The 22,098-nt window shown below is 44.4% G+C and carries 23 protein-coding genes; 7 read left to right on the forward strand and 16 right to left on the reverse strand.

Translation table 11 applies throughout. The features are described from left to right. Nucleotides 1–42 precede the first annotated feature (42 nt). Nucleotides 43–1,572, reverse strand: a complete 1,530-nt coding sequence (gene guaA / locus AAA942_RS05940; RefSeq protein WP_338219321.1) for a glutamine-hydrolyzing GMP synthase — start codon at nt 1,570–1,572, stop codon at nt 43–45. Nucleotides 1,573–1,775: 203 nt separating this feature from the next. Here guaA and AAA942_RS05945 point away from each other — a divergent pair, with 203 nt between their 5' ends. Then, entirely contained in the window at nt 1,776–2,384 is a 609-nt protein-coding gene (locus AAA942_RS05945) for a hypothetical protein (RefSeq protein ID WP_338219322.1), read from the forward strand. Between the two features lie 3 nt (nt 2,385–2,387). On the opposite strand, the gene AAA942_RS05950 is transcribed toward AAA942_RS05945, so the two are convergent. The 8 genes from AAA942_RS05950 to AAA942_RS05985 all read right to left on the reverse strand — a co-directional run bounded on the left by AAA942_RS05950 (nt 2,388) and on the right by AAA942_RS05985 (nt 8,139). Continuing rightward, the gene (locus AAA942_RS05950; RefSeq protein WP_338219323.1) at nt 2,388–3,392 is read right to left on the reverse strand and encodes a phosphotriesterase family protein; all 1,005 of its coding nucleotides are present in this window, start codon (nt 3,390–3,392) and stop codon (nt 2,388–2,390) included. A gap of 216 nt (nt 3,393–3,608) precedes the next feature. Next, entirely contained in the window at nt 3,609–4,604 is a 996-nt protein-coding gene (locus tag AAA942_RS05955; RefSeq protein WP_338219324.1) for a ligase-associated DNA damage response exonuclease, read from the reverse strand. A 242-nt stretch (nt 4,605–4,846) separates the two neighbouring features. Next, on the reverse strand, nt 4,847–5,476 hold the full coding sequence (locus tag AAA942_RS05960) for a flavin reductase family protein (protein WP_338219325.1): 630 nt from the start codon (nt 5,474–5,476) through the stop codon (nt 4,847–4,849). After that, on the reverse strand, nt 5,473–5,916 hold the full coding sequence (locus tag AAA942_RS05965; protein ID WP_338219326.1) for a hypothetical protein: 444 nt from the start codon (nt 5,914–5,916) through the stop codon (nt 5,473–5,475). Before AAA942_RS05965 ends, AAA942_RS05960 begins: the two co-directional genes overlap by 4 nt. A 21-nt stretch (nt 5,917–5,937) precedes the next feature. Beyond that, nucleotides 5,938–6,201, reverse strand: a complete 264-nt coding sequence (locus AAA942_RS05970) for a hypothetical protein (RefSeq protein WP_338219327.1) — start codon at nt 6,199–6,201, stop codon at nt 5,938–5,940. Nucleotides 6,202–6,271: 70 nt separating this feature from the next. Then, on the reverse strand, nt 6,272–6,952 hold the full coding sequence (locus AAA942_RS05975; RefSeq protein ID WP_338219328.1) for an SDR family NAD(P)-dependent oxidoreductase: 681 nt from the start codon (nt 6,950–6,952) through the stop codon (nt 6,272–6,274). A gap of 112 nt (nt 6,953–7,064) precedes the next feature. Next, nucleotides 7,065–7,769, reverse strand: coding sequence for a GTP cyclohydrolase I FolE (gene folE / locus AAA942_RS05980; RefSeq protein ID WP_338219329.1), 705 nt, complete (start codon nt 7,767–7,769; stop codon nt 7,065–7,067). Next, nucleotides 7,729–8,139, reverse strand: coding sequence for a 6-pyruvoyl trahydropterin synthase family protein (locus tag AAA942_RS05985; RefSeq protein WP_338219330.1), 411 nt, complete (start codon nt 8,137–8,139; stop codon nt 7,729–7,731). Before AAA942_RS05985 ends, folE begins: the two co-directional genes overlap by 41 nt. A gap of 299 nt (nt 8,140–8,438) precedes the next feature. Between AAA942_RS05985 and AAA942_RS05990 the strand changes: the two genes are divergently transcribed. Continuing rightward, a complete protein-coding gene (locus AAA942_RS05990; protein WP_338219331.1) occupies nt 8,439–9,128 on the forward strand; it encodes a murein L,D-transpeptidase catalytic domain family protein in 690 nt (229 codons plus the stop codon). Nucleotide 9,129: 1 nt separating this feature from the next. On the opposite strand, the gene AAA942_RS05995 is transcribed toward AAA942_RS05990, so the two are convergent. Genes AAA942_RS05995 through AAA942_RS06010 form a run of 4 tightly spaced genes read right to left on the reverse strand, consistent with a single transcriptional unit; the run spans nt 9,130 to nt 13,726 of the window. Continuing rightward, entirely contained in the window at nt 9,130–10,773 is a 1,644-nt protein-coding gene (locus tag AAA942_RS05995; protein ID WP_338219332.1) for a L,D-transpeptidase family protein, read from the reverse strand. A 9-nt stretch (nt 10,774–10,782) separates the two neighbouring features. Beyond that, nucleotides 10,783–11,631, reverse strand: coding sequence for a 3-deoxy-8-phosphooctulonate synthase (kdsA, locus tag AAA942_RS06000; RefSeq protein ID WP_338219333.1), 849 nt, complete (start codon nt 11,629–11,631; stop codon nt 10,783–10,785). Then, nucleotides 11,628–12,203, reverse strand: a complete 576-nt coding sequence (locus AAA942_RS06005) for a KdsC family phosphatase (protein ID WP_338219334.1) — start codon at nt 12,201–12,203, stop codon at nt 11,628–11,630. Before AAA942_RS06005 ends, kdsA begins: the two co-directional genes overlap by 4 nt. Then, nucleotides 12,185–13,726, reverse strand: coding sequence for a bifunctional GNAT family N-acetyltransferase/carbon-nitrogen hydrolase family protein (locus tag AAA942_RS06010; protein ID WP_338219335.1), 1,542 nt, complete (start codon nt 13,724–13,726; stop codon nt 12,185–12,187). Before AAA942_RS06010 ends, AAA942_RS06005 begins: the two co-directional genes overlap by 19 nt. A gap of 177 nt (nt 13,727–13,903) precedes the next feature. On the opposite strand from AAA942_RS06010, the gene AAA942_RS06015 reads away from it, so the two are divergent. The 3 genes from AAA942_RS06015 to AAA942_RS06025 are packed head-to-tail and all read left to right on the forward strand — an operon-like array spanning nt 13,904 to nt 17,482. Beyond that, nucleotides 13,904–14,779 carry a mechanosensitive ion channel family protein gene (locus AAA942_RS06015; protein ID WP_338219336.1) on the forward strand — a complete coding sequence of 292 codons (876 nt, stop codon included), beginning with the start codon at nt 13,904–13,906 and terminating at the stop codon, nt 14,777–14,779. Between the two features lie 51 nt (nt 14,780–14,830). Then, nucleotides 14,831–15,757 (forward strand): hypothetical protein, encoded by a 927-nt coding sequence (locus tag AAA942_RS06020; RefSeq protein WP_338219337.1) that lies wholly within the window; start codon nt 14,831–14,833, stop codon nt 15,755–15,757. A 48-nt stretch (nt 15,758–15,805) separates the two neighbouring features. Continuing rightward, nucleotides 15,806–17,482: a Na/Pi cotransporter family protein gene (locus AAA942_RS06025; RefSeq protein ID WP_338219338.1), complete on the forward strand. Its 1,677-nt coding sequence runs from the start codon at nt 15,806–15,808 to the stop codon at nt 17,480–17,482. Here AAA942_RS06025 and AAA942_RS06030 read toward each other — a convergent pair. Next, complete coding sequence (locus tag AAA942_RS06030) at nt 17,479–18,306, reverse strand: universal stress protein (protein ID WP_338219339.1); 828 nt, start codon at nt 18,304–18,306, stop codon at nt 17,479–17,481. The two genes, AAA942_RS06025 and AAA942_RS06030, sit on opposite strands and share 4 nt — an antisense overlap. A 176-nt stretch (nt 18,307–18,482) precedes the next feature. On the opposite strand from AAA942_RS06030, the gene AAA942_RS06035 reads away from it, so the two are divergent. After that, nucleotides 18,483–19,001 (forward strand): RidA family protein, encoded by a 519-nt coding sequence (locus AAA942_RS06035; RefSeq protein WP_338219340.1) that lies wholly within the window; start codon nt 18,483–18,485, stop codon nt 18,999–19,001. 193 nt (nt 19,002–19,194) lie between these two features. Here the strand turns inward: AAA942_RS06035 and AAA942_RS06040 are convergent, their stop codons facing one another. Further along, complete coding sequence (locus AAA942_RS06040; RefSeq protein WP_338219341.1) at nt 19,195–19,896, reverse strand: XRE family transcriptional regulator; 702 nt, start codon at nt 19,894–19,896, stop codon at nt 19,195–19,197. A gap of 153 nt (nt 19,897–20,049) precedes the next feature. Beyond that, nucleotides 20,050–20,451 (reverse strand): four helix bundle protein, encoded by a 402-nt coding sequence (locus AAA942_RS06045; protein ID WP_338219342.1) that lies wholly within the window; start codon nt 20,449–20,451, stop codon nt 20,050–20,052. A 403-nt stretch (nt 20,452–20,854) separates the two neighbouring features. On the opposite strand from AAA942_RS06045, the gene dinB reads away from it, so the two are divergent. Continuing rightward, complete coding sequence (gene dinB / locus AAA942_RS06050) at nt 20,855–22,045, forward strand: DNA polymerase IV (RefSeq protein ID WP_338219343.1); 1,191 nt, start codon at nt 20,855–20,857, stop codon at nt 22,043–22,045. Nucleotides 22,046–22,098: the final 53 nt, after the last annotated feature.

A 22,098-nucleotide genomic window follows, 5' to 3' on the forward strand; every position in this document is an offset into this window, starting at 1 on the left:
GAAAAACCCGGGGAGTAGCCCTCGGGTTTTAACTTTTTTTATTTATTCCCACTCGATCGTCGCCGGTGGTTTGGAAGAAATGTCATAAACCACTCGGTTGACGCCTTTCACCCGGTTAATGATTTCATTGGACATTTTGCCCAAGAAGTCATACGGCAAATGAATCCAGTCTGCTGTCATACCATCCACAGAACCAACCGCCCGTAAAGCCACCACTCGCTCATAGGTCCGCTCGTCACCCATCACCCCGACAGATTGGATAGGCAGTAAGATCGCTCCTGCCTGCCACACCTGATCGTAAAGGCCATGGTTTTTCAGTCCTTGGATGAAAATATAATCTACTTCCTGAAGGGTTTTCACTTTTTCTTCGGTGATATCTCCCAAAATTCGGATGGCCAAGCCCGGTCCCGGGAAGGGGTGACGGCCGATGATAGTCTCTGGAATTTCCAAAGCCCGACCCACTTCACGTACCTCGTCTTTGAAAAGTGTATTTAGTGGCTCGACCACGGATAATTTCATAAAATCAGGCAGTCCGCCCACATTGTGGTGAGACTTGATCGTGGCAGAAGGTCCTTTGACAGAAACAGACTCGATCACATCGGGATAGATGGTTCCTTGGCCCAGCCATTTTACGCCTTCAATTTTGTGAGCTTCGTCGTCAAACACTTCGATAAAAACTCTTCCGATCGCCTTTCTTTTGGCTTCTGGATCAGTCAATCCAGCTAAGGCATCATAAAAACGCTGCTTAGCATCCACGCCGATCACATTCAGCCCCATGTGCTTGTAGGAATCCAGCACTTCCTCAAATTCATTTTTGCGAAGCAGTCCATTATCTACAAACACGCAGGTCAACTGATCACGGATAGCCCGATGAATCAAAGTGGCAGCCACAGAGGAATCCACGCCTCCGGATAGACCCATTACGACTTTATCCGAACCGATTTTTGCCTTGAGTTCGGCAACAGTAGCATCGATAAAGGTATCTGAAGTCCAATCCTGAGCACAACCACAAATGCCAACTACGAAATTTCGGAGAAGATTTTTCCCCTCCAACGAGTGCGTTACTTCCGGGTGAAACTGGATCCCATAGGTTTTTTCACCTTCGACTTTGAACGCAGCTACCCGCACAGAAGAAGTACTGGCGATCACTTCAAAACCCGCCGGAAGCTCCTTGATGGTATCTCCATGAGACATCCATACCTGGGAGCCATGTGTCATTTCCTTGAGGAGATCGTGGTGAAGATCGATATGATCGAGATTGGCACGGCCATATTCTCGAATAGTCGACGGAAGCACTTCTCCCCCATACTTGCTGGCTAAAAGTTGCGCACCATAGCAAACACCCAATACAGGCAGTTTTCCTCGGAAAGCATCCGTATTTACATCGGGAGCGCCTTCGTCTCTTACAGAGCAAGGGGAACCTGAAAGGATGATTCCCTTGATGTCAGGGGTGATTTCGGGGACTTTATTGTAAGGGTGGATTTCGCAATAAACGTTGAGTTCTCGGACTCTTCTTGCAATCAGCTGGGTGTATTGAGATCCAAAGTCTAGGATCAGGATTTGTTCTGCCATGCGCAAAGGTAAGCAGGGCAAGCCGCTTACTAAAATTCGGCAAAGAAAATTTGGGGAAGGATTTGAAAATTGAAAGATAGGAGAAATGAAAAATTATCTCGATCATCAATTTAACTATTATTTAGTTAAAAGAATTAAAACCTTCTTTTTGATTAATAAATTCTTTCGGATGTTTGACTTACTAACTTTTAACGAAAATCATCATGAAAACAAATCAACTTCTCTTCCTGATTCTTATCCTAACTCTTTTTCAATTTAGTTTGTATGGGCAAGATCGGCCCAAGATGCAATATTCCATCGGTGCAGGGAGCTCTCACGATGGCAACAATGCGCTCTATGGATTGAACTTCAGCAATGAGTTCAACTACAGATTAGGCAAAAGGACTTCGCTAAACGCTGGACTTCTTTTTTATCAGTCTGTCGGAAGTTTTGAAAAAAACGAATTTGCCCTTGGTCAGAAAAACCGAGATCACTCTTCTGGCTTTTTCATAACTCCTTCTTTAAAATACGCTATCATCCAAAGGCCCTCCGGATTCAATCTTTCACTTTCGCTTGGCCCAACGCTACAGTTGGGAGGTGAAGGATACATTTCCAATATCAACTTTTTCAATCCTGAGGCTGGACCTCAATGGGCCAGTTTTACCAATAGCTATCAGCGAATAGGAATCTTTGCAGAAATAGAAGCAGAATGGAAGACGAAAAACCCAAATATCAAGAATGCAGCCAGTATTTCTGCTACTGGTTTCGAAAGCGGACTACGTTGGTATGTCCACACTACCTACAAAATCCGCTTTGGGATAGGAAAAAAGTAATGCTTACTTCGAAAAAACAAAAGCCTCTTTTGGATTTTCCAGTAAAAGCTGATTCCAGTCCTTATCCGTAAATCCTTTTTCTGTGAGGATCGGAATCAGCTTTTCAAAAATATTGGTAAACGGCTGAAAATCTCCTCCACCTGGTTTGGCTGGATCATACCACCCCGCATCATGGGAAATCAGAATATTTCCTAGAATTCTATTTTCCTTGGCAAAAAGAAGTCGCTCCACGTGGGGATCAATTGCCCATCCGATTCCATCCAGACTGATCCAAACTCCCATTTCGGCTGCTTTTTTATAGTTTGCAAAATCGGGTTCATTCTGGGCATGCACCCAAACGAATTCAGAAGGCTCCACTCCCATTTCCTGAAGAATCCGGACTTCTTGAATGGCGGTATTCCAAGTTCCGGTATGAGAGGCGATAGTCAAACCGGTGTTTAGGTGGGTGATGGCTGCGGCTCGCACGAGCTTTTGATCGATTGCTGAAAGTGTATTCGCTTCGTTCACTGAAATCTTGATAAAACCCGGTTTGATCCCCGTTCCCTCAATTCCATTTTCAAATTCGGCTATCCATCGCTTAGCAAGTTGCTCAGCTGTTTCTGTTTGGACAAAGTCGGGAAGGTATTTCCCTCCCACAGCTCCATAAAATCCGGTATTGGTCAGAATCTGAATTCCAGACTTTTCGCTGAGGGCTTTCAGCAGCAAGGGATCCTTGGCCAAATAGCTTGGGGTACAATCCAAGATGGTGCGGACTCCATGCTTTTTCACCTCCATCAGGTAAGGAAGCACTTTGGATGTCACCGAATCTCGATTCCAGCGATCTGAATTGATCGAATCTGCCCCGATAAAGTCCACCAGCATGTGTTCATGAATCAGTGTCAAGCCCATCGAATCGATAGCAATCGGTCCGGTGACAGTATTTGTGTAATCGTTAAGAGTATTTGAAGGAGGATTTTGACAGGAAGCTAAAAATATGCTTAGGAAAATGAACGTCAAGAAGTTGGACATAGTGATTGATTTAGTATAGAAAGCTGGAAGTTATTGCTTAGACCCTCAATTTTCCAATTTTGAAATCTTTCAATTTTCCAATCCTTCCCACATTTCCCTTCTTCTATCACTTGTACCGCCCTAAAAGGAGCGCTGACACAGATCCGGGAATCTTTCCAAATAATCCCAACATCGGTCATCTGACATCCAGCACCGGACACTCTACTCTACTCTACTCTATTCCACTTCCTCTGCCCCAAAAAGTGTCTGAAGCTCAACCGCATCGATGCCTTTTTCTCCCTGAAGAAAACGCCCAAAGGAAGCCGTGCTGCCATGCGTAAGATAGACTTTTTCCGCCCCGGTAGCTGAAATAGCAGAAATCAAGCCCTCCCAATCCGCATGGTCCGAAAGCACAAATCCCCGATCTGCTGCTCTCCTCCTTCGTGTACCCCGTACAGCCATCCAACCGGAGCAGATTCCCGTGCGGTATGGAGAAAACTTCCGCATCCACGGAGTGCTCATAGCTGAGGGAGGAGCAATAATCAAAGCTCCCTTGAATCGATTCTTGGGGATATCCTGAGTCACTTTAGGTACATCCCAGAGCGGAACCCCATTGGCAATTAGGGCTTGGTTAGTATTCCAAATTGCACCGTGTACGAAAACTTCACCGATTTCCCGATTGAGATTCTGAAGGATGCGCTGGGCTTTGCCCAAAGAGTAGGCAAAAAGCACCGAATTTCGACCTTCAGAGGCATTTTCTTTCCACCAAGAGTTGATCTGAGTGAAGATTTCTGCCTGAGATTCCCATTTGTAAATCGGTAGCCCAAAAGTACACTCGGAAACAAACTCGTGGCATCTGACAGGTTCGAATGGGGTAGAAAGTCCGTCATTTTCGACTTTGTAGTCACCGCTGACCACAGCGACTTTTCCCTGATATTCCAGTCTGACCTGGGCCGAACCCGGAATATGCCCAGCAGGATGAAGACTGATTTTCAAACCGTTAATGTCGAGCTGCTCTCGATAATCCAGCGTATGAAGACTGATTTCAGCTCCGAGACGAAGCTTCATCACCTCTGCCGAATCGCGGTGAGCCAAGTAATGCTTCATCCCCCATCGGGCATGATCCGAATGTGCATGGGTGATGACTGCCCGATCTACAGGCCTCCAAGGGTCGATAAAAACGTTTGCAGGAGGACAAAAAAGCCCGGAATCGGTGAGTTCTAGAAGTTGCAATTTCAATTGTTTGATTTCGGATTTTGGATTTTACGGAATATGACTATTCGGGACGCTACACGTATTTAGGAATTTGAACTTATTTCAAAGAATTAAATCCTCCTAGCCCCCTTTAGAAGGGGAAATTTGCCAAAATCTAGCAGCAAACCTTTAAATCCTTTGGCTAAGTGCAAAAATGAGGATACACATATTACGGAAAAATTGGGAATCTAAATTCAACCCCAGACTAGACCGGATAAAATTCAGAATTCAACAGGCTTTTCTTGAGGCTTTGGAAAAGTCAACCTACCTAATTTTTCGCCGATATGGTACTCATCCAACCCAGTTACCGTAACGGTATCAAGCACATTCAGGTCCAATGATCCATCTTTGCGAAGCCCTTTTTCCTCCACATAGACATGATCTATACTCCCGATCAGCAAAACAGTCTGATTGACTTTAAGAGTCTGGGTTTCCACTAAGGTACAGCCCAACTGCACGGGACTTCCCTGAACATAGGGCGCATCAAACCCTTTTTTATATTCCTCCATCAATCCCGTTCCTTCAAACTCACTTCCTTCCCAGTTGGCGGCTGTCCAGTGCGCTTTTTGGTAAAAAGACGGGGTGACATGATTTAAAGTGAAGCATTTAGAAGCCAAGATATTTTCAAGGGTATCGCGCTTGACTGTGTGTGGTCTAAAAAGTATGCCCAACAAGGGCGGGGCTGCACCGATATGAAATACCTGAGAAAAGGGTGCTACGTTAGTCACTCCCTTTTCATTTTTTGTTCCGATGAGATTTAAGCTTTTGTACCCCGAGAGGCAATTGATCAGATTCCTTCTGTAAAAGGAATCCAAATCCATAATTGCTTCAGTGGAAAAATATCGGGTCATTTGACAATAGCCTCTTCTATGCTGTCGCAATACTTGATATCCAGCTGATCGATGATGTTATCCGGATAGTTTTGCAGAATCTGGTCTTTAGCTATTTGCACCATTTTTTCAAACCATTTTTCAGCTGGAAGGATTTTTCGGTGAGTTTTTAGGCCAAATTCCAGCATGTCTTTTTTCCAATGGATAAAGTACCACTCCATGGTAGGCTGGTGAAAGGCCCGAAGGGATCTTTTGTCAAAAATGAACTTTTCGAAATTTCCGGCTTTGACGATTTCACCGATTTGAAGGAAAATGGACTGAAAATCTTCGATTGGGATATAATCAGCCAGGAGCTCACAGATGACAATTTTCTTTTCAGCGCTGACCGATACCCTCGCGTAGCGTTCCTCAAAGGCTATCTCGAAGTTCTGAATTTCGGAAAGGTTTAGAGTTGGATTCATGGCTTTGGTTGAGGGATTTGGTTAAAACACAGTTTTTCTAGGCTGAGATTGGGAAATTTTGACCTCATCTTGGAATTCCGAGAGACGATTCTCCAAATTTGAGGCATAGGCTAAGGTGGTCCGCATCATATCTTGCTGGGACTGGATCTGTTCTTTGAGACGGCAAAGTTCTTTATTGACTTCTGCCAGCCTCATTTCATACTCTTGCTTTAGCCTCTCTTTCTCCAATTGGGCCTTCCTCAATTCTTCCTTAAACAATAGGAATGATTCAGGTGGTGTCTTCATATTCACAGCTCGTTCTTCTCGGGACCGTACCCGATAATGAGACAATTTTCAGGGTAAAATTGTTTAAAGATTATTTCAAATTGGACATTCCTCCATCGATATGCAGGATTTGACCTGTCATCCAAGAAGACTGAGGTGACAGTAAGAACACCGTAGCGGAAGCGATGTCCTCGGGAGTCCCGATCCTGCCCAATGGATGGCGCTTATCTGATGCTTCTTTTTTCTCCGGAGTGGAAAGCAAGGCTGAAGCCAAAGGAGTTTCTGTAAGAGATGGAGCAATGGCATTGACTCTGATTTTAGAGGGTGCCCACTCCGCCGCCAAAGATCTCGTCAATCCTTCTACCGCGCCTTTTGCGGAAGAAATACCGGCATGGAAGCCCATTCCTGTCTGTACGGCTACTGTGCTGTACAAAACCACCGATGGTGAATCCGACTTTTTCAAGCCCTTCATGCAAGCCTGCAATACTCTAACCGCTCCGAAAAAATTGATTTCCATTTCTTTCTTGAAGTCTTCTATCGATATTCGATGGAATGGTTTTAAGTTAATTGTCCCTGGACAATAGACCACTCCGTCTACTTTCTCAGGTAATCCTGGGATCTCTGAAAAGTCCCTGCCGATGTCCAATGCCGTAGTGCCTTCTCCGCTTTTTGAGTATAGAAACAGATTTGCGCCCTGCTCACTGAGAGCTGCAGCCACTGCTTTTCCTATCCCAGAATTCCCTCCGATCACTACTATATTTTTATCCTTCATTTCGTTTTTTGTTTTATCATAAAATCAATAAAAAGGGCTTTTGTTTGCATTACTAACAAAAAAAGCCGGGATTTTATGCCCGGCTTCCTGTTGGTCTAGTTTGCTCTTCAATTTACTTCTCTAAAGCGATATACTTTAAGAATTCATTGCGGCTTTGTTCATCGTGTTTGAATTTACCGGAAAAGAAAGAAGTCACTGTGGAACTGTTGGTATCATTGACTCCACGGCTACTGACGCACATATGATAAGCATCCATAATCACCGCTACGTCCTGTGTGCCCAACACCTCAACTAATTCATTTCCGATTTGCATGGTCAGCCTTTCCTGAACCTGAGGTCTCTTGGAAAAGTACTGCACAATTCGGTTGATCTTGGATAATCCGATCACGCTTCCATTGGATATGTAGGCCACGTGAGCTTTCCCATAAATCGGCACAAAATGATGTTCACAGTGAGAGTGGAAGGTGATATCTTTCTCCACCAGCATCTCATTGTACTTGTACTTGTTTTCAAAAAGCTTGGCTGCCGGTTTGTTTTTCGGATTAAGGCCGGAAAAGACCTCCTTCACATACATTTTGGCGACTCGGTGCGGCGTACCTTTCAGACTGTCGTCTGTCAAATCCAGCCCCATGATGTTCATGATTTCCCGAAAATGCTTTTCGATCAATTCTACCTTGAGATCATCGTCCATTTCGAAAGCATCTTCTCTCAATGGTGTCTCAAAAGAAGTTCCTACATGCTCTTCACCAATTTCCTCAAAGGAAGCGCGGGCAATATCAATTCCCATCGTATTCAACAAAGTTTCTTTCTGTTTCATAAAGTCGAATGATTAGTTCGAATCGCCGATCAATTTTTTCCCTCAAAATATTCCAAATAACCACTGCAATGTTTTCAGCAGATGGATTGAGATTTCTGAATTCATCGGTATCCAGGTTTAAGTTTTTGTGGTCAAATTTATTTAATACATGCTCTTTGATTAGATCGCTGAGCACCTTCATGTCATATACGTAGCCGGTTTCAGGATCGATTTCCCCTTTCAGCTGAACTATTAAATCATAGTTGTGTCCATGAAAATTGGGATTATTGCATTTGCCGAAAACCTGCTGATTTTTCTCATCTGTCCAAGATGGATTGTAGAGTCTGTGCGCAGCGTTGAAATGCTCTTTTCGGAATACGGATACTTTCATTGAAGGTAAAAACAGGGCAATTCCAATTTTTGTTTAACGATTTTAATTTTTTATTAAACAACATCAGCAATTACCTGCATATCAAAGGATTATTTTTTTCTGGAAGGCAAAAGTAGAGATATAAACTTCCAGAGCCAAGCTCAACTTTTTCCTACACCAAAGCTAAAACGGCAAGTGTCTTGAAATTGGTTCCCTTTTGGGAATGTACTGACAAAATGAACTTGGCTAATATTCTGGCAAAGTATTTGATTTTCTGGGCAATGACTTACCTTTAAGCTATCACCCCAAAAACAAATCTTATGTCCGCCTTCCAGGGAATTCTGTTGCCTCTTATCTGGATTTTCACCACTACCCCACCCATACCCCCCTCACCTATCCCCAATTCCTTTGAGGAAAAAAGCAAAAGCGAAATCATTTGGGATCATTTATATGACAACTATGAGAACATTCCTTCAGTGGAAGCCTTGGATTTTGCTTTGGATGGATACGAAAACCTGGAAAACACATTGGAAAAGCAGGTTTTAACCCTTATAGACTTTTCGCTTCCTTCTACTGAAAAAAGACTTTGGGTTATTGACCTTGCTAAGGAAAAAATCTTACTCAATACGGTGGTGGCTCATGGAAGAAACTCAGGAATGCTGATGGCTGAGAAATTCTCCAACCGGCCAGAGTCCTACCAAAGCAGCCTTGGCTTTTACAAAACCGGAGAAACGTACTTTGGCAAACATGGTTATTCTTTGAGACTGGATGGCTTGGAAAAAGGGGTAAATGATCAAGCGAGAAATCGTGCCATTGTCATCCATGGAGCCGACTACGCCCGAGAAGAAGTCGCCAAAATGTCAGGCCGGCTTGGCAGAAGCCTGGGATGCCCTGCTGTGCCTTCGGAACTTTCCAAGGAAGTAATTGACCTGATCAAAGATGGATCTCTCCTCTTTATTTTCGCAGATCAGGAGGACTATCTTAGCCAATCAGAATACATTCAGGACTGATCTATTTTTTGAGCAGAGCCAACACCTCTGCATCCCGATTATAAATATCCTGTCGGAAATGTGGCTGTCCTTTGGAATCAGCCCAAAACGTAAGGTAAAGTAAGACCACTGGAATTTTCCTTGGAAGATTCACAATCTGCTCCCTGTCCCGATGCATTGCCGCATCGATTTTTTCTGGAGTCCAAGAAGGATCATCTCTCAGCAAAAGCTGGGCAAAAGCGGCTGGATTCTGAAGTCGGATACAACCATGACTCATAGCCCGGTCTTCCCTTTCAAATAAGGAGCGAGCCGGAGTATCGTGAATGTATACACTGTAGGAGTTGGGAAACATAAATTTCACCAATCCCAAAGAATTGCTTCCACCGGGCTTTTGGCGGATGAGATAAGGAAAGGATTTGGAAGACCAATCGATCGAACTCGGATTTACTGATTTTCCCGTAGTGGTGATCACCTCCATGTTTTTGTTTTGGAGGTAATTTGAATTTTTTCTTACCGCAGGAATAATTTCATTCTTGGTGATGGAATAAGGAATATTCCAATAGGGGCTGAATACTATATAACTCATTTCGGCCCTGAAAATGGGAGATTCATGATATCGCTTCCCCACGATCACCCGTGTAGAGAAGAGCGTATCCAGATTATTCATATAGTCCAACTGAAAATTGGCAATATTGACCACGATCAGCTCGATATTTTGAACCGTATCCGGTAGCCAACGCAGCCTTTCCATATTTACCCTTGCCTTATCAATTAGGGCAGAAGGAGATGCATTGAGGGCGATCACGGTATTTTTGCCGATAATCCCGTCTGGCTCCATTCCGTGTTTTTCCTGAAAACGAACCACACCATCAAACATCAAGGAATCGTAAGTTTTGGGATCAATAGGCGGGTCTGAATCCAGATATCCCCAAAATTGCAACCTCTGCCTCAAATAAGGGATAGAAGAATGCGCATCTCCCACTTTGATGGATTTATCCAATTTCAAGGTTTTCCAATCGAGCGAGTCTTCTTTGGATTTTTGCTCAAGGGACCGGATTACTTCTCTACTCTTTTTGTATATCGTGAACTTAGGATAAAGAGCCTGAAGATTTCTTCGGATTTCATTTTCATCAACCGCTTTTTTCAACAAAGCAAAATGATCAACCCGACTTCCCTTTCTTTCAATCTCCCATTCTCCTTTTAATTGTGAAGGGTCAATCTTCCCGACTTCCAAGTCCTCAGAAAGCTGGAAAAAAGCATTGGTCAAAAGCAAATCAAGAGCTGCCAAATCTCCAGGTTCGTTGGTCTTTTTAGACTCTTTATTTGTTTCAAAAGTCTTAAAATAGGCCTCGATCCAGTTCAACTCATAATCCTCCGGATCCAGTCCATCATACTTGGATTCTTTGATTTCATGCCTCATTTCGTAGGCCAATTCCAAAAGCACCCCGTTTTGGGTCCAAACCTCCTCAAAATTTCTGTCCACATAAAAGGAGTGAATCAGAGAACTGGTTTTTAGCTCTCTGCCGGAAATGAGCAGCTGATCTCCGGGTGTTTCATATTCCAAAATCGATCGAATTTGATCTTTTGTGGATACGGCAGGTTCCTGCAAGGCCAGAACTGAAGAAGCTAAAAACGAAAATAAAAGAGTGAGGACTGGGTTTTTCATTCTTCTTAATTATTCAATGGAAAAATCCTGATACTTTCTTCCCAGCTCCCAGGATTCCTTGAGCATCTTTAGGAAGTCGCCCATTCTATGAAGCGGAATTAGATTAGGTCCATCACTAAGTGCTTTGGCAGGCTCAGGGTGAGTCTCTATAAAAAATCCATCAATCCCAGTCGCTGCCGCTGCCCGGGCAAGAAATGGCGCAAACTCCCGCTGACCTCCACTGCTTCCTCCCTGCCCTCCGGGCTGCTGAACCGAATGCGTGATGTCGAAAACCACCGGGGCAAATTGTCTCATAATCGGCAGGCCTCTCATATCCACCACCAAATTGTGATATCCCAGAGAAAAACCCCGCTCTGTTAGGCAGACATTTTCATTGCCCGTGGATCTTACTTTTTTCACTGCAAACTGCATGTCTTCCGGCGCCATAAATTGGCCTCGTTTGATTTTCACTGCTTTTCCTGTGTTTCCGGCAGCAAGCAAAAGATCGGTCTGTCGGCATAAAAAGGCAGGAATTTGCAAAACATCCACCACCTCGGCTACTTCAGCTGCCTGGTAGGATTCATGGATATCCGTCACCAAAGGCACATCCAACTCCTTTCCTACCCGCTGAAGAACTTCAAGAGACTTGTCCATTCCAATACTTCTAAACGAGCCCGAAGAGGTGCGATTGGCTTTGTCAAAGGAAGCTTTAAAAACATAAGAAAAACCATTCTCCTCAGCCCAGTCTTTCACTTTACTTCCGATTTCCAGACAAATATCCAAACTCTCCACCGCACATGGACCGGCAAAAAGCACAGGTTTGTCAGAGCCTAATACGACTCCTTCTCGGATATGCATGGGTTGTGTATTTCTTTTCATGAGTCCTGTTGGGATAAAGTTTCAATTAATGGAGCCAATTGACCGCGGGTATGGAGGAGAATATCTCCAACTTCTCTGAAGACCCCTTTGCCTCCTCCAAGAGGAGACACATAATCCACCGCCTCCTTAACATAGGGCAGGGCATCTTGGGGTGCTATGGAAAAGCCAACTTGAGTCAAAATAGGCAAATCAATCAGATCATCTCCAATGTAAGCCACTTCTTTGAGCTCAATTTCCATTGTTTCCAGAATTTCTCGGAGCTTTTTTGCTTTGTCTTTTACACCATGGTAATGAAAATCAAATCGAAGCTCCTCGCATCGATTTTCTACCACTTGAGACTGTCTGCCAGTTATTGCCCCGACAAGAATCTTGGATTTGCGAAGATGCTGTACGATCAGTCCATCCTTAACATTGTACTTTTTGTATTCCGTACCAAAGTCATCGTAGATAATGCCCCCATCGGTGAGCACTCCATCCACATCGGTGATCAGCACCTTGATCGGATAGGCTTTTTCCCATACCGACTCAGGGATATGAGCGAAGTAAGCCTGAATTATTTTTTCTGTTTCCATTGAATTGAATAAAGGTCCAATCTGCGCTGCTCTAGATTCCGTACACTTCCTGCCTTTCTTTGCTTAGTCAACAAATCCAAGTCTACGTCAGCCACAATAGTGGTTTCAGCATTTTCAGAAGCCTGAGCGACTATGGCATCATGAGGAAAAGAGAAATCCGAAGGAGAGAAAATCGCAGATTGGGAATATTGAATATCCATATTTTCTACTTTGGGAAGGTTACCAACCGAGCCGGTGATAGCCACATAACACTCATTCTCGATGGCCCGTGCTTTTGCACAGGTATTTACCCTTAGGAAAGCATTTTTGGTGTCTGTCCAGAAAGGAACAAAGAGAATATCCATCTCTTGCTCGGCGAGGATTCTTCCCAACTCGGGGAATTCCACATCATAGCAGATCAAAATTCCGATTCGACCTGCATCAGTATCAAATACATTAATTCCATTTCCTCCCTGAAGACCCCAATAGGCAGCTTCATCCGGAGTGATATGCAGTTTGTATTGCTTATCCTGAGTCCCGTCTCTCCGGCAGAGGTAGCTCACATTGCGAAGCTTTTTGCCATCATATTCCGGCATGGAGCCTGCGATGATGTTCACATTGTAAGAAACCGCCAAATCACTCATTCTGGACACAATCTCATCCGTGTAATCCGCGAGATTCCGGATAGCTTCGGAAGCATCCATGTCGTTGAATTCGGCCAACATCGGAGCATTGAAGAACTCCGGCAATAGACAAAAATCAGATTTGTATCCAGAAACGGTGTCTACAAAGAACTCCACCTGCTGCATCAGATCGTCCACATTGGAAAACCTTCTCATTTTCCACTGCACGAGTCCAAGGCGCACGATAGATTTCTTGTTTCCAATGAGTTTTTCCTCCTTTTCATAATAGATATTGATCCATTCGAGCAAAGTAGCATAGGCTCGAGAGTCCGTGTCCTCAGGAAGATATTTGGTGATTACTTTTCGGACGTGAAATTCATTGGCCAGCTGAAAAGAAAGTACAGGGTCAAAAATCTCTCGGTTTTTTACCAAATCAATGTATTTCCTTGGAGTCATTTCATCGGCATATTTCGAGTATCCGGGAATACGCCCTCCTGCGATGATGGATCTGAGGTTTAGGTTTTCACAGAGCTCCTTTCGGGCATCGTAGAGTCGTCTTCCCAGTCGCATTCCTCGGTAGTCAGAATGCACAAAAACGTCCGTACCATACAAAGTATCCCCTTCATCATCGTGGGTGTCAAATTTTCCAAAACCAGTAATCTGATCGTAGGTATGATTATCCCCAAACTTGGCGTAGTCCACGATAATACTCAATGCGGCAGCGATGACTTTGCCGTTATCCTCAATACAAATTTGCCCCTCAGGAAAGGCCTTGATTTGGTTTTTGAGCTCTTGTTTGGTCCAGGCACCTCCTTGATTTCGATAGATAGAAACCATGATTTCCCGGATATCTTCATAGTCGGAGAGCTTAATATTCCTTAGCTTAAGTCGGTGCTCTAATTCTTCTCTTTGCTTACTCATAGGCCAAAATTACAAGAATTCAGACAATTATTTTAAATCACCGAGGTTACCTAAGCCATTTCAAAACAATATTTTGCATTTACCAGCCTAGAAAAAGAATTCTGGTTTATTGCCCAAAGTTTGGATAGTTTTACCCAACTAAATTAAAGTTTATTCCCCTTTACTTAGCGAAAATACATGGATCAGACGCAGGACTTTTGGCAATGGTTGGAGAACATAATCAATCAGAATATTTTCAGTCTAGGAGAGACTAAATTGACCATCGGGTTAATTCTGACTTTGATCGTTTCATTTACTGTGCTTTTTGTTGGCGCAGAATGGATAAGAAAACTCATTGTCAAAAAAATCCTGCACAAAAGAGAAATCGAAGTTGGCACCAAGGAATCCATAGGAACCATCGTCAAATATGTCATCATCTTAGCGGGGATTTTTTCCATACTCCAGACCAATGGGATTGATTTGAGCGCATTTGGAGTTTTGGCAGGGGCAATCGGTGTAGGTATTGGTTTTGGTTTGCAAAACATCACCAACAACTTCATCTCCGGCTTGATTATCCTTCTGGAGCAGCCGATTAAGGTCGGGGACCGCATCGAAGTCGGAGATGTCAATGGGGATGTGATATCCATTTCAGGAAGGTCCACCACCATTCTGACCAATGATAATATAAGTATAATTGTGCCTAACAGCCAGTTTATCGACAGTCAGGTAATCAATTGGTCGCACAATGAGCGCAGAGTGAGATTTAATTATCCAGTAGGTGTTTCCTACAAAGAAAACCCTGAAAAAGTAAAGAAAATCCTTTTGGAGATTGCCGCATCTAACCCTGGTGTGTTAAAATATCCCGAGACGGATGTTCTTTTTGAAAGCTACGGAGACAGCAGCTTGAATTTCAACCTCCGAGTATGGACATCCGAATATGTAAACAAACCCTTGGTGCTGAAGAGCCAGCTTTATTACGAGATTTTCAAAAGGTTTGGGGAGGAAAAAGTCGAAATACCTTATCCTCAAAGAGATCTTCACCTTAGGTCTGGATTTGAAAAATTGGATAATTAATCTATTTTTCCTGATCTTTCCCGGAACAAGCGGATGGGGTAAGGGCTTAGCATGAAAAAGTTTCTATTTGTTTTTTTCTTGGCATTGGGAATAAGCACTGCTTATTCACAAAGTTTTTATCGATACCGCTTTGAAGAACCATGGTCAATTTCAGCCGGTATTGGTCCTACACAGTATTTCGGGGAGCTATACTCCTTTTGGAAGTACAACGAAGGCGTGCAACCAGACTGGAATGCAAGCTTTTCAATAAATTATATTTTCGGAACCCATCTCAAGGCTCGGGGAGAATTTACCTATTACAAAATGTCTGGATCCGACCCTCCTTCCGATCCCAGAGCATTTCGATTTCCAAGAAACCTTCATTTCAGAGCCACCAATTGGGAAGTAGCCGGTATTGTAGAATATTACTGGCACCCAATCAAGCTGAACAACATCACCAGGCACCTCTGGAACCCCTATATTTTCTTTGGTGTAGGAATGTCTACGAACAATCCACAGGCTGAACTTAATGGAACTTGGGTGGATTTGAGACCCTTGCAACTCGAAAACAATCCCTACGAAAAATATATCATAGTTTTCCCCATGGGGCTCGGATTCAAATACAAACTCAATGTCTACATGGATCTTAAAGTAGAAGGTAATTACCGGTTTACCTTGACTGATTATATGGACGACATTTCTGCCTACAACGTGAGTGAATTCTACTTGGACCTAGTCAATGACTACGTCACCGGTGAAAATCCGGACAGACTGAGGCTAGCTATTCGCAATCCCCAATTTATGCTGGACAATGGGGAGCCGGATGTGCAGGCAATCCTGAATAATCGCGGAAGAATCCGAAGAGGCTCGGGTCTTACTCATCGATACGATGGATACATGACCCTAAATGTGGGAGTGGAAATATTCCTGTCAAGAGATATTTGGGATAACTGGATCTTCCGTGACAGAATTTACGAGAAGAGATTCCGATTCTGGTAATCAATTGCCTCCTCTTCTATAGCAAGGAAGGAGAAGAAGCAAATAACTATGGAAAGTCAATCTGCAGATTTCTGGCTGTTTCTGGCCGGACTTGCCCTTTTTCTTCTGGGCATGTCTCAGATGGAGCATGGGTTTCGGGAAATGGCCGGGCCTACTTTCCGAAGATTCCTTCAAGGCTTTACCAACAAACCCTGGAAAGGAATCATAGCTGGAACAGTTACCACTGCGATTTTGCAGAGCAGCTCCTTGGTGACCTTGATGGTTTTGGCCTTTCTGGGCGCTGGATTGATCAATTTGGGCTCGGCGATTTCCGTCATCTTAGGAGCAAACCTCGGCACCACCATGACCGCGTGGATTGTAGCCTTACTGGGATTCAAAATATCGGTTTCCGCATTTGCCTACCCCTTTATTGGTATCGGAACACTGACTTACCTGACATTTTCCAAAAGACCGATCCTATCCTTTTTGGGATTGATTGTTTTGGGCTTTGGCATGCTCTTTTTTGGTTTGGATTTGATGAAAACAGCCATAGAGGATCTATCTGAGCGGGTAGATTTTTCCCAACTTGCTAATTATGGGAATTGGGTCTTTCTCCTTACAGGCATCATCCTTACAGCGCTTATCCAGTCCAGTTCGGCTACCTTGGTGATTCTACTCAGTGCTATCCATGCCGGGGTAATTGGGATTGAAGCAGGTGCTGCGGTAATCATCGGAGCCAATATCGGGACCACAGTGACCATCAGCTTGGGCGCTTTTAGAGGCAAGCCCGATAAAAAGCGACTGGCAATCAGCCATATTGTCTTCAATCTGACCACAAGCTTGATCTTTTTACCCTTTGTGAATCCCTGCATTCACCTGATCCAGTCCCTATTGCCGGATTCGGGGGAGTTGATCCAACTGGTTTTTTTCAATACCTTCTTTAATGCCACAGGAATCCTGATTTTTTATCCGTTTTTACCCAAACTGGAAAAATGGCTGATGAAAAACTTCCAGGCAACTGAGGAAAACTCTCCCACAAAATACATCCAAAAAGCCGATCCGGAAATCCCCCAAGTGGCACTGGAGGCACTGCGAAAAGAGAATCTGGAGTTATGGGAAAAGGTGCAGGACTTTATCCTTCTCATCGTCAAAGGCACAAGAAGTTCAGATGGACAGAAGGAGTCGATTTGGGCAAGGCTCATCCGGGAGTCCAGGCACCTTGATGTGAAGTATGCCCATCTGAAAGAAATCGAAGAAGAAATCACCCGATTCAACCTGCAGCTGCAAAAGAAAATACAGGATGATGAGTCGGCAAGCCTCTATGCGTCCTATACTTTGACCACAAGGTTGCTGATCTATGCAGCCAAAAATTTCAAGGATATTCTCCACAATTTGAAGGAATTGGAAAATTCGGAAGATCCTGTAGCCGAATTTGTACTGAAGGAAGTCAGGACCAAAGTGACTCATATTTTTAGCCAAGTGAATGAAGCCTTGGAAAAAGAAGATGCACTCAAGGCGATCGAAGCACAGTTTCACGGACTGAAAAAGTGGCAAAAACAGCTCACTGAAAAAGTCTATGAACAGATGGAAAAAAAATCACCCGAGGTTCAGATTTCCACATTGATCCATATCGAAGAGCAGGTATTTCAGGGATTAAAAAACATAGGTGCTGCAGTCGTACATATGCAGCACCCAATCAGCCAAGTCCTGGACTTCCAAACTCAAGAAAACGGGAATGGCTACTAGCCAGCCTTAATGCTGAGCACTCCCGCGGGAGATTTAAATATTACTGTCTCCGTAGTGCCGATCACATAGGAAGAACTGCCTTTTCGGTTGGAAGAGACCAAGACTACCAAATTGATTCCTTGATCTTCGCAAAAAGCCACAATTCCCTCATCAGCATCTTGGTGATTGAATACATGCCGATGAATGACAAACTGCTCATGACCTCTGGCAAACTCCGCCATCTCCCGGTCAGAATCGGTAGAATTAGTGAAATGCTCCGGCGTGTTCACATGCAAAAGATGTACGGAACTTTTGAATGCTTTTGCCAAAGGCAGGAATTGGCTGAAAGCTTCTTTGGAAGAAGCATCAAAAGCTGTGGCAAAGGCAATTTTTCGGAAAGCATTCCCATCCAAAGCTTCCTTGACGGCTAAAACTGGGCAATTGGCATTTCTCAGCACTTTCTGAAGATTTGAACCGATAAATTTCCCTTCCTGATATCCTTTGCCATAGGCACCGATGATAATCATGTCCGCTTTGTTTTTATCCGCTACACGGACTATTTGCTCGTGGGGTACGCCAATTTTCACCACCGGCTCGATCAAAGCCTTGGCGGGTGCAACGGTTCGGATATATTCCGGAAGGACATCGATCGCCTCCTGCCTCTCCTGAACCAAATCAGGATACTTATTTTTTGCCTCCTCGCTGAGCAAATCCCAGTCCACCTCCGAAGGAATCACCGTCACGCAGAGGATTCGGGCATCCATCTTCGTACTGATTCTCTGAGCAGTTTTCAGGGCTGCAAGCGAGTAAACTGAAAAATCGAAAGGAACTACTAGCGTTTTCATGGTTAGTTGGGATTGGTTCGTTCCTTAAAGTTGGACTTCATTCGGGAAAAATCCTTTGCCATAAATCAGGGCAAAAACTGATAAAAATTAGCTTTTCAACAAGGGGGCAAAAACTTTAAGGCAACCGTGTATTAAAAAATAAACCCTATTTTAGACCTCGATCTATTTCTAATCCCATGAACTCAAAAACACTAACCCTAGCCGGAATCGTCTTCTTTTTTGCCTTTTTATCATTTCCACTGCTTGCCCAGACTCCTGAGGAGAAACTCAAAGCACTGGGACTGGAACTCCCAGAAGTCAGTCAGCCCATGGCCAACTATGTGAAATGGAAACAAGTGGGAAATTTGCTTTTTTTGGCAGGAAATGGCCCGGATGTATATGGCAAAGTCGGTGCTGACCTGACTCCCGAGCAGGGCTACGAAGCTGCCAGGCTCACCGGACTGGAGATCATCGCCGTACTGAAAGCTGCCACGGGAGACCTGAGCCGCATCAAGCAGTTTGTGAAAGTATTGGGCATGGTCAATTCGGCACCTGACTTCACGGGTCATCCCCGGGTCATCAATGGCTTCTCGGACTTGATGGTGGAAGTCTTCGGGGAAAAAGGCAAGCATGCCCGATCTGCAGTAGGAGTAGCGGCTTTGCCCAATAATATTGCGGTGGAGATTGAGGTGATTGTGGAGCTGGAGGAAAACTAGGAATGATCAATTTTCAAACTCAATGAACAAATTCATGAGTCAAATGGACTCCAAACTGAAGAATTGAAAATTATTCAGTTTCCATCGATGATTGGTCATTTGACTTTGCCCATTGGCCAATGCTTATTGCACATTGCTCATTGGTCATTGCTCATTGGTCATTGGTCATTGATCATTGATCATTGAAAATTGGTCATTGCCCCGAAATCGCCAACCTGTACCTCCACACTTCCCGAATCTGTTCTACCTCCACTTCGAAAGGAACATAGATTGGATTGGCTGAGCAAAGCAGTAATTTTTGCTCGCTGCTGATCTTGTTGTAAACAATCTTGAAAGTCACCCCATCCTGTTCGGTGACAATCACGTAGCGTTCTCCATCTTTGATCGCCATCCAGTCATCCACATATTCGCAGACAATCCAAGCTCCATCAGGAATCGGCAGCATGGAGTCTCCATCCACTTGGAAAACCCGATGTTTTTTGTCCATTGGTAGAAATGGCAAGGAGAATCTCGGCAATTCGGAGATAAACTCCGGATCGGCAAATCCAGCCAAGTAGCTGGCCTTGGCCCGTTGGGAGACCACTTCGATCAGTTCGCGACCCTCAGCATCCACCGTAGTAGAGAGAATCCGCAACTTTCGCCCTCGGAGAAACTGATCGGTCTCCAGAAGCTCGCGGAGTTTGTATTCGGAGTAAGAAGTCAAATCCTCTCTAAGCAAGATATCGATAGAAACGCCGAGTTGATCGGAGATTTTCACCAACGTATCCAAAGGAGGATTGATATTGAGTTCATAGCCTGCCAGTTTGGAGCGGGAGATTCCTACAGCCTCAGAAAATGTTTCCTGAGTGAAGCCTTTCTTTTTTCGGAGGAATTTGAGGTTAGAATTGATGATCATAAGGAATTTGAAACACTGTGGAAATATGATTGAAATAAGCCCCGCAAGCGGGGCGAAATAGAGGGATAAAGCATGATTACTTTCCAATTTGAGGTAAAAAATACGGTAGAAACACCTTTAAAATAAACCTCGCAAGCGAGGTGAAACATAAGGTTAATCATCTCTTCTGGTCTGGCTTTTAGCAGCATAAGTAGATTTAATCATGTTGTTTAATTTGACTTGAATATCAGGTCTCAACCGATTGAATGATTCGTATTCTTCGTCGGATACAATACCCCGTTCAAAACCCAAATCAATCCAATGCTCCACTCCTTCGGATAAGGAAGCTCTGGATATATAATAGAACCTGATTTTCTCTAAGTAGTGATATCTAGCATATCCCTCGGCAATATTTGCTCCTACCGAATCCACTGCCTCAAGCATCTGATCTCCCCATACTTTACGCTGCTGATAAGTCAGTCGCTGATAAATTTCCCAAGCTATCGCTGAAAGCTTCCTGGCTAATCGATAGACTTCCAAATCCGAAAGCGGGATAAAATTCCTCTTGGGTTCCATAACTTAATCATTTAGAAAAAAATCTGATAATCAATTTGATATCTCCTGTATTTCATCGAGCGTAGCGAGATCATTTCTACTGAATTTCACAACTTGTATTTCCATTTTATTTCGTCGAGCGCAGCGAGACCTGTTTCCATAGTATTTCGCTAAACCCATTTCACGAAGCGCAGCGGAGTGTATTTCCATTTTATTTCATCAAGCGAAGCGAGGTACTATTTCACGAAGTGTATTTCCATTGTATTTCAAGAACCCTATTTCATCGACCGTGGGGAGATTTATTTCTACTCTATTTCCACGTATATCCTCCAGATATGACATCTTCCGCCACTTCCTTAACTCAAATTTATCCTTTTTGATTAAATTATAAACATTAAAATGTCAATAAAATTAACAAAAAGCCATGGAAGGGAAGCGAAGCATTGTGCATATGGATTTGGACACGTTTTTTGTGTCGGTGGAGCGGCTTTTTGACAGCCGGCTCCTTGGTAAACCTATCCTGATCGGAGGGTCGAGTGACCGGGGAGTCGTGGCTTCCTGCAGCTACGAGGCACGCAAGTTTGGCGTGCACTCGGCCATGCCCATGCGGACCGCGAGGCAACTCTGTCCCGAGGCAGTGATCGTGCGGGGGGATTTTGAGAAATACAGCCAAAAATCCCACGAAGTCACAGAGATCATCAAGGAATCTGTGCCGCTTTTCGAAAAGTCCTCCATCGATGAGTTTTACATCGACCTCACAGGCATGGATCGCTTCTTTGGCTGCTTCAAGCTCGCCCACGAACTCCGGCAGCGCATCATCCGCGAGAGCGGACTGAATATCTCCATGGGCCTATCGGAAAACAAAACCGTCTCCAAAGTCGCCACCGGCGAGGCCAAGCCCAACAACGAGAAGCAAATACCAATCGGCGAGGAAAAGCCCTTTCTCGCTCCCCTATCCGTGCGAAAAATCCCCATGATCGGAGAAAAAACCTCCCAAACACTCTACAGCATGGGCGTCAAAAAAGTCCATACCCTGCAGCAGATGCCTGCCCAGCTCTTGGAGGCTACGTTTGGGAAAAACGGTAAAATGATCTGGGAAAAGGCCAACGGCATCGATCGCTCCCCAGTGGTCCCCTACTCTGAGGCCAAGTCGATCTCCTCCGAAAACACCTTCGAAGAGGACACCATCGACATCAAGCTACTCGAAGCCACGATGATCGCCATGTGCGAGCAGCTCGCCTCCAAGCTGCGGCAAAAAGGGCAACTCACCGCCTGTGTGAGCGTGAAAATCCGCTACTCGGACTTTGAGACGCATACCATGCAGCAGCGCATCCCCTACACCTCGGCGGACCATACGCTATTGCCCGTGGTAAAAGCCCTTTTCAAAAAACTCTACAGTCGCCGTCTCCTTATCCGACTGATCGGGGTGCGCTTCAGCAGCCTGGTCTATGGAAATTACCAGATCAAACTCTTCGAAGACAGCCAAGAGCAGATCAACCTCTATCAGGCCCTCGACAAGCTGAACGTGAAATACGGCGACAAAACCGTCTGCCGGGCCGTGGCCATGGGCGTGGGAAGGAGAAGGTTTAATCCATTTAATGGAATGGAGGTGTGAGGAAGGTTGCCTCTAATTCCGAGGCAACCTATACAAACCTTAAGGCTTAAAAC

The sequence above is a fragment of the Algoriphagus sp. oki45 genome, assembly GCF_036245605.1.
GTDB lineage: Bacteria > Bacteroidota > Bacteroidia > Cytophagales > Cyclobacteriaceae > Algoriphagus.

What these genes read in the sequence shown, in the direction of transcription:
- AAA942_RS05970 (WP_338219327.1), bottom strand. Translation starts at nt 6,201, where the DNA reads ATGAAGACACCACCTGAATCATTCCTATTGTTTAAGGAAGAATTGAGG.
- folE (WP_338219329.1), bottom strand. Translation starts at nt 7,769, where the DNA reads ATGAAACAGAAAGAAACTTTGTTGAATACGATGGGAATTGATATTGCC.
- AAA942_RS06015 (WP_338219336.1), top strand. Translation starts at nt 13,904, where the DNA reads ATGGATCAGACGCAGGACTTTTGGCAATGGTTGGAGAACATAATCAAT.
- AAA942_RS06030 (WP_338219339.1), bottom strand. Translation starts at nt 18,306, where the DNA reads ATGAAAACGCTAGTAGTTCCTTTCGATTTTTCAGTTTACTCGCTTGCA.
- AAA942_RS06035 (WP_338219340.1), top strand. Translation starts at nt 18,483, where the DNA reads ATGAACTCAAAAACACTAACCCTAGCCGGAATCGTCTTCTTTTTTGCC.
- AAA942_RS06045 (WP_338219342.1), bottom strand. Translation starts at nt 20,451, where the DNA reads ATGGAACCCAAGAGGAATTTTATCCCGCTTTCGGATTTGGAAGTCTAT.
- AAA942_RS06005 (WP_338219334.1), bottom strand. Translation starts at nt 12,203, where the DNA reads ATGGAAACAGAAAAAATAATTCAGGCTTACTTCGCTCATATCCCTGAG.
- AAA942_RS06025 (WP_338219338.1), top strand. Translation starts at nt 15,806, where the DNA reads ATGGAAAGTCAATCTGCAGATTTCTGGCTGTTTCTGGCCGGACTTGCC.
- AAA942_RS05965 (WP_338219326.1), bottom strand. Translation starts at nt 5,916, where the DNA reads ATGAATCCAACTCTAAACCTTTCCGAAATTCAGAACTTCGAGATAGCC.
- AAA942_RS05995 (WP_338219332.1), bottom strand. Translation starts at nt 10,773, where the DNA reads ATGAAAAACCCAGTCCTCACTCTTTTATTTTCGTTTTTAGCTTCTTCA.
- kdsA (WP_338219333.1), bottom strand. Translation starts at nt 11,631, where the DNA reads ATGAAAAGAAATACACAACCCATGCATATCCGAGAAGGAGTCGTATTA.
- AAA942_RS06040 (WP_338219341.1), bottom strand. Translation starts at nt 19,896, where the DNA reads ATGATCATCAATTCTAACCTCAAATTCCTCCGAAAAAAGAAAGGCTTC.
- AAA942_RS05985 (WP_338219330.1), bottom strand. Translation starts at nt 8,139, where the DNA reads ATGAAAGTATCCGTATTCCGAAAAGAGCATTTCAACGCTGCGCACAGA.
- AAA942_RS05960 (WP_338219325.1), bottom strand. Translation starts at nt 5,476, where the DNA reads ATGACCCGATATTTTTCCACTGAAGCAATTATGGATTTGGATTCCTTT.
- dinB (WP_338219343.1), top strand. Translation starts at nt 20,855, where the DNA reads ATGGAAGGGAAGCGAAGCATTGTGCATATGGATTTGGACACGTTTTTT.
- AAA942_RS06020 (WP_338219337.1), top strand. Translation starts at nt 14,831, where the DNA reads ATGAAAAAGTTTCTATTTGTTTTTTTCTTGGCATTGGGAATAAGCACT.
- AAA942_RS05975 (WP_338219328.1), bottom strand. Translation starts at nt 6,952, where the DNA reads ATGAAGGATAAAAATATAGTAGTGATCGGAGGGAATTCTGGGATAGGA.
- guaA (WP_338219321.1), bottom strand. Translation starts at nt 1,572, where the DNA reads ATGGCAGAACAAATCCTGATCCTAGACTTTGGATCTCAATACACCCAG.
- AAA942_RS05950 (WP_338219323.1), bottom strand. Translation starts at nt 3,392, where the DNA reads ATGTCCAACTTCTTGACGTTCATTTTCCTAAGCATATTTTTAGCTTCC.
- AAA942_RS06010 (WP_338219335.1), bottom strand. Translation starts at nt 13,726, where the DNA reads ATGAGTAAGCAAAGAGAAGAATTAGAGCACCGACTTAAGCTAAGGAAT.
- AAA942_RS05990 (WP_338219331.1), top strand. Translation starts at nt 8,439, where the DNA reads ATGTCCGCCTTCCAGGGAATTCTGTTGCCTCTTATCTGGATTTTCACC.
- AAA942_RS05945 (WP_338219322.1), top strand. Translation starts at nt 1,776, where the DNA reads ATGAAAACAAATCAACTTCTCTTCCTGATTCTTATCCTAACTCTTTTT.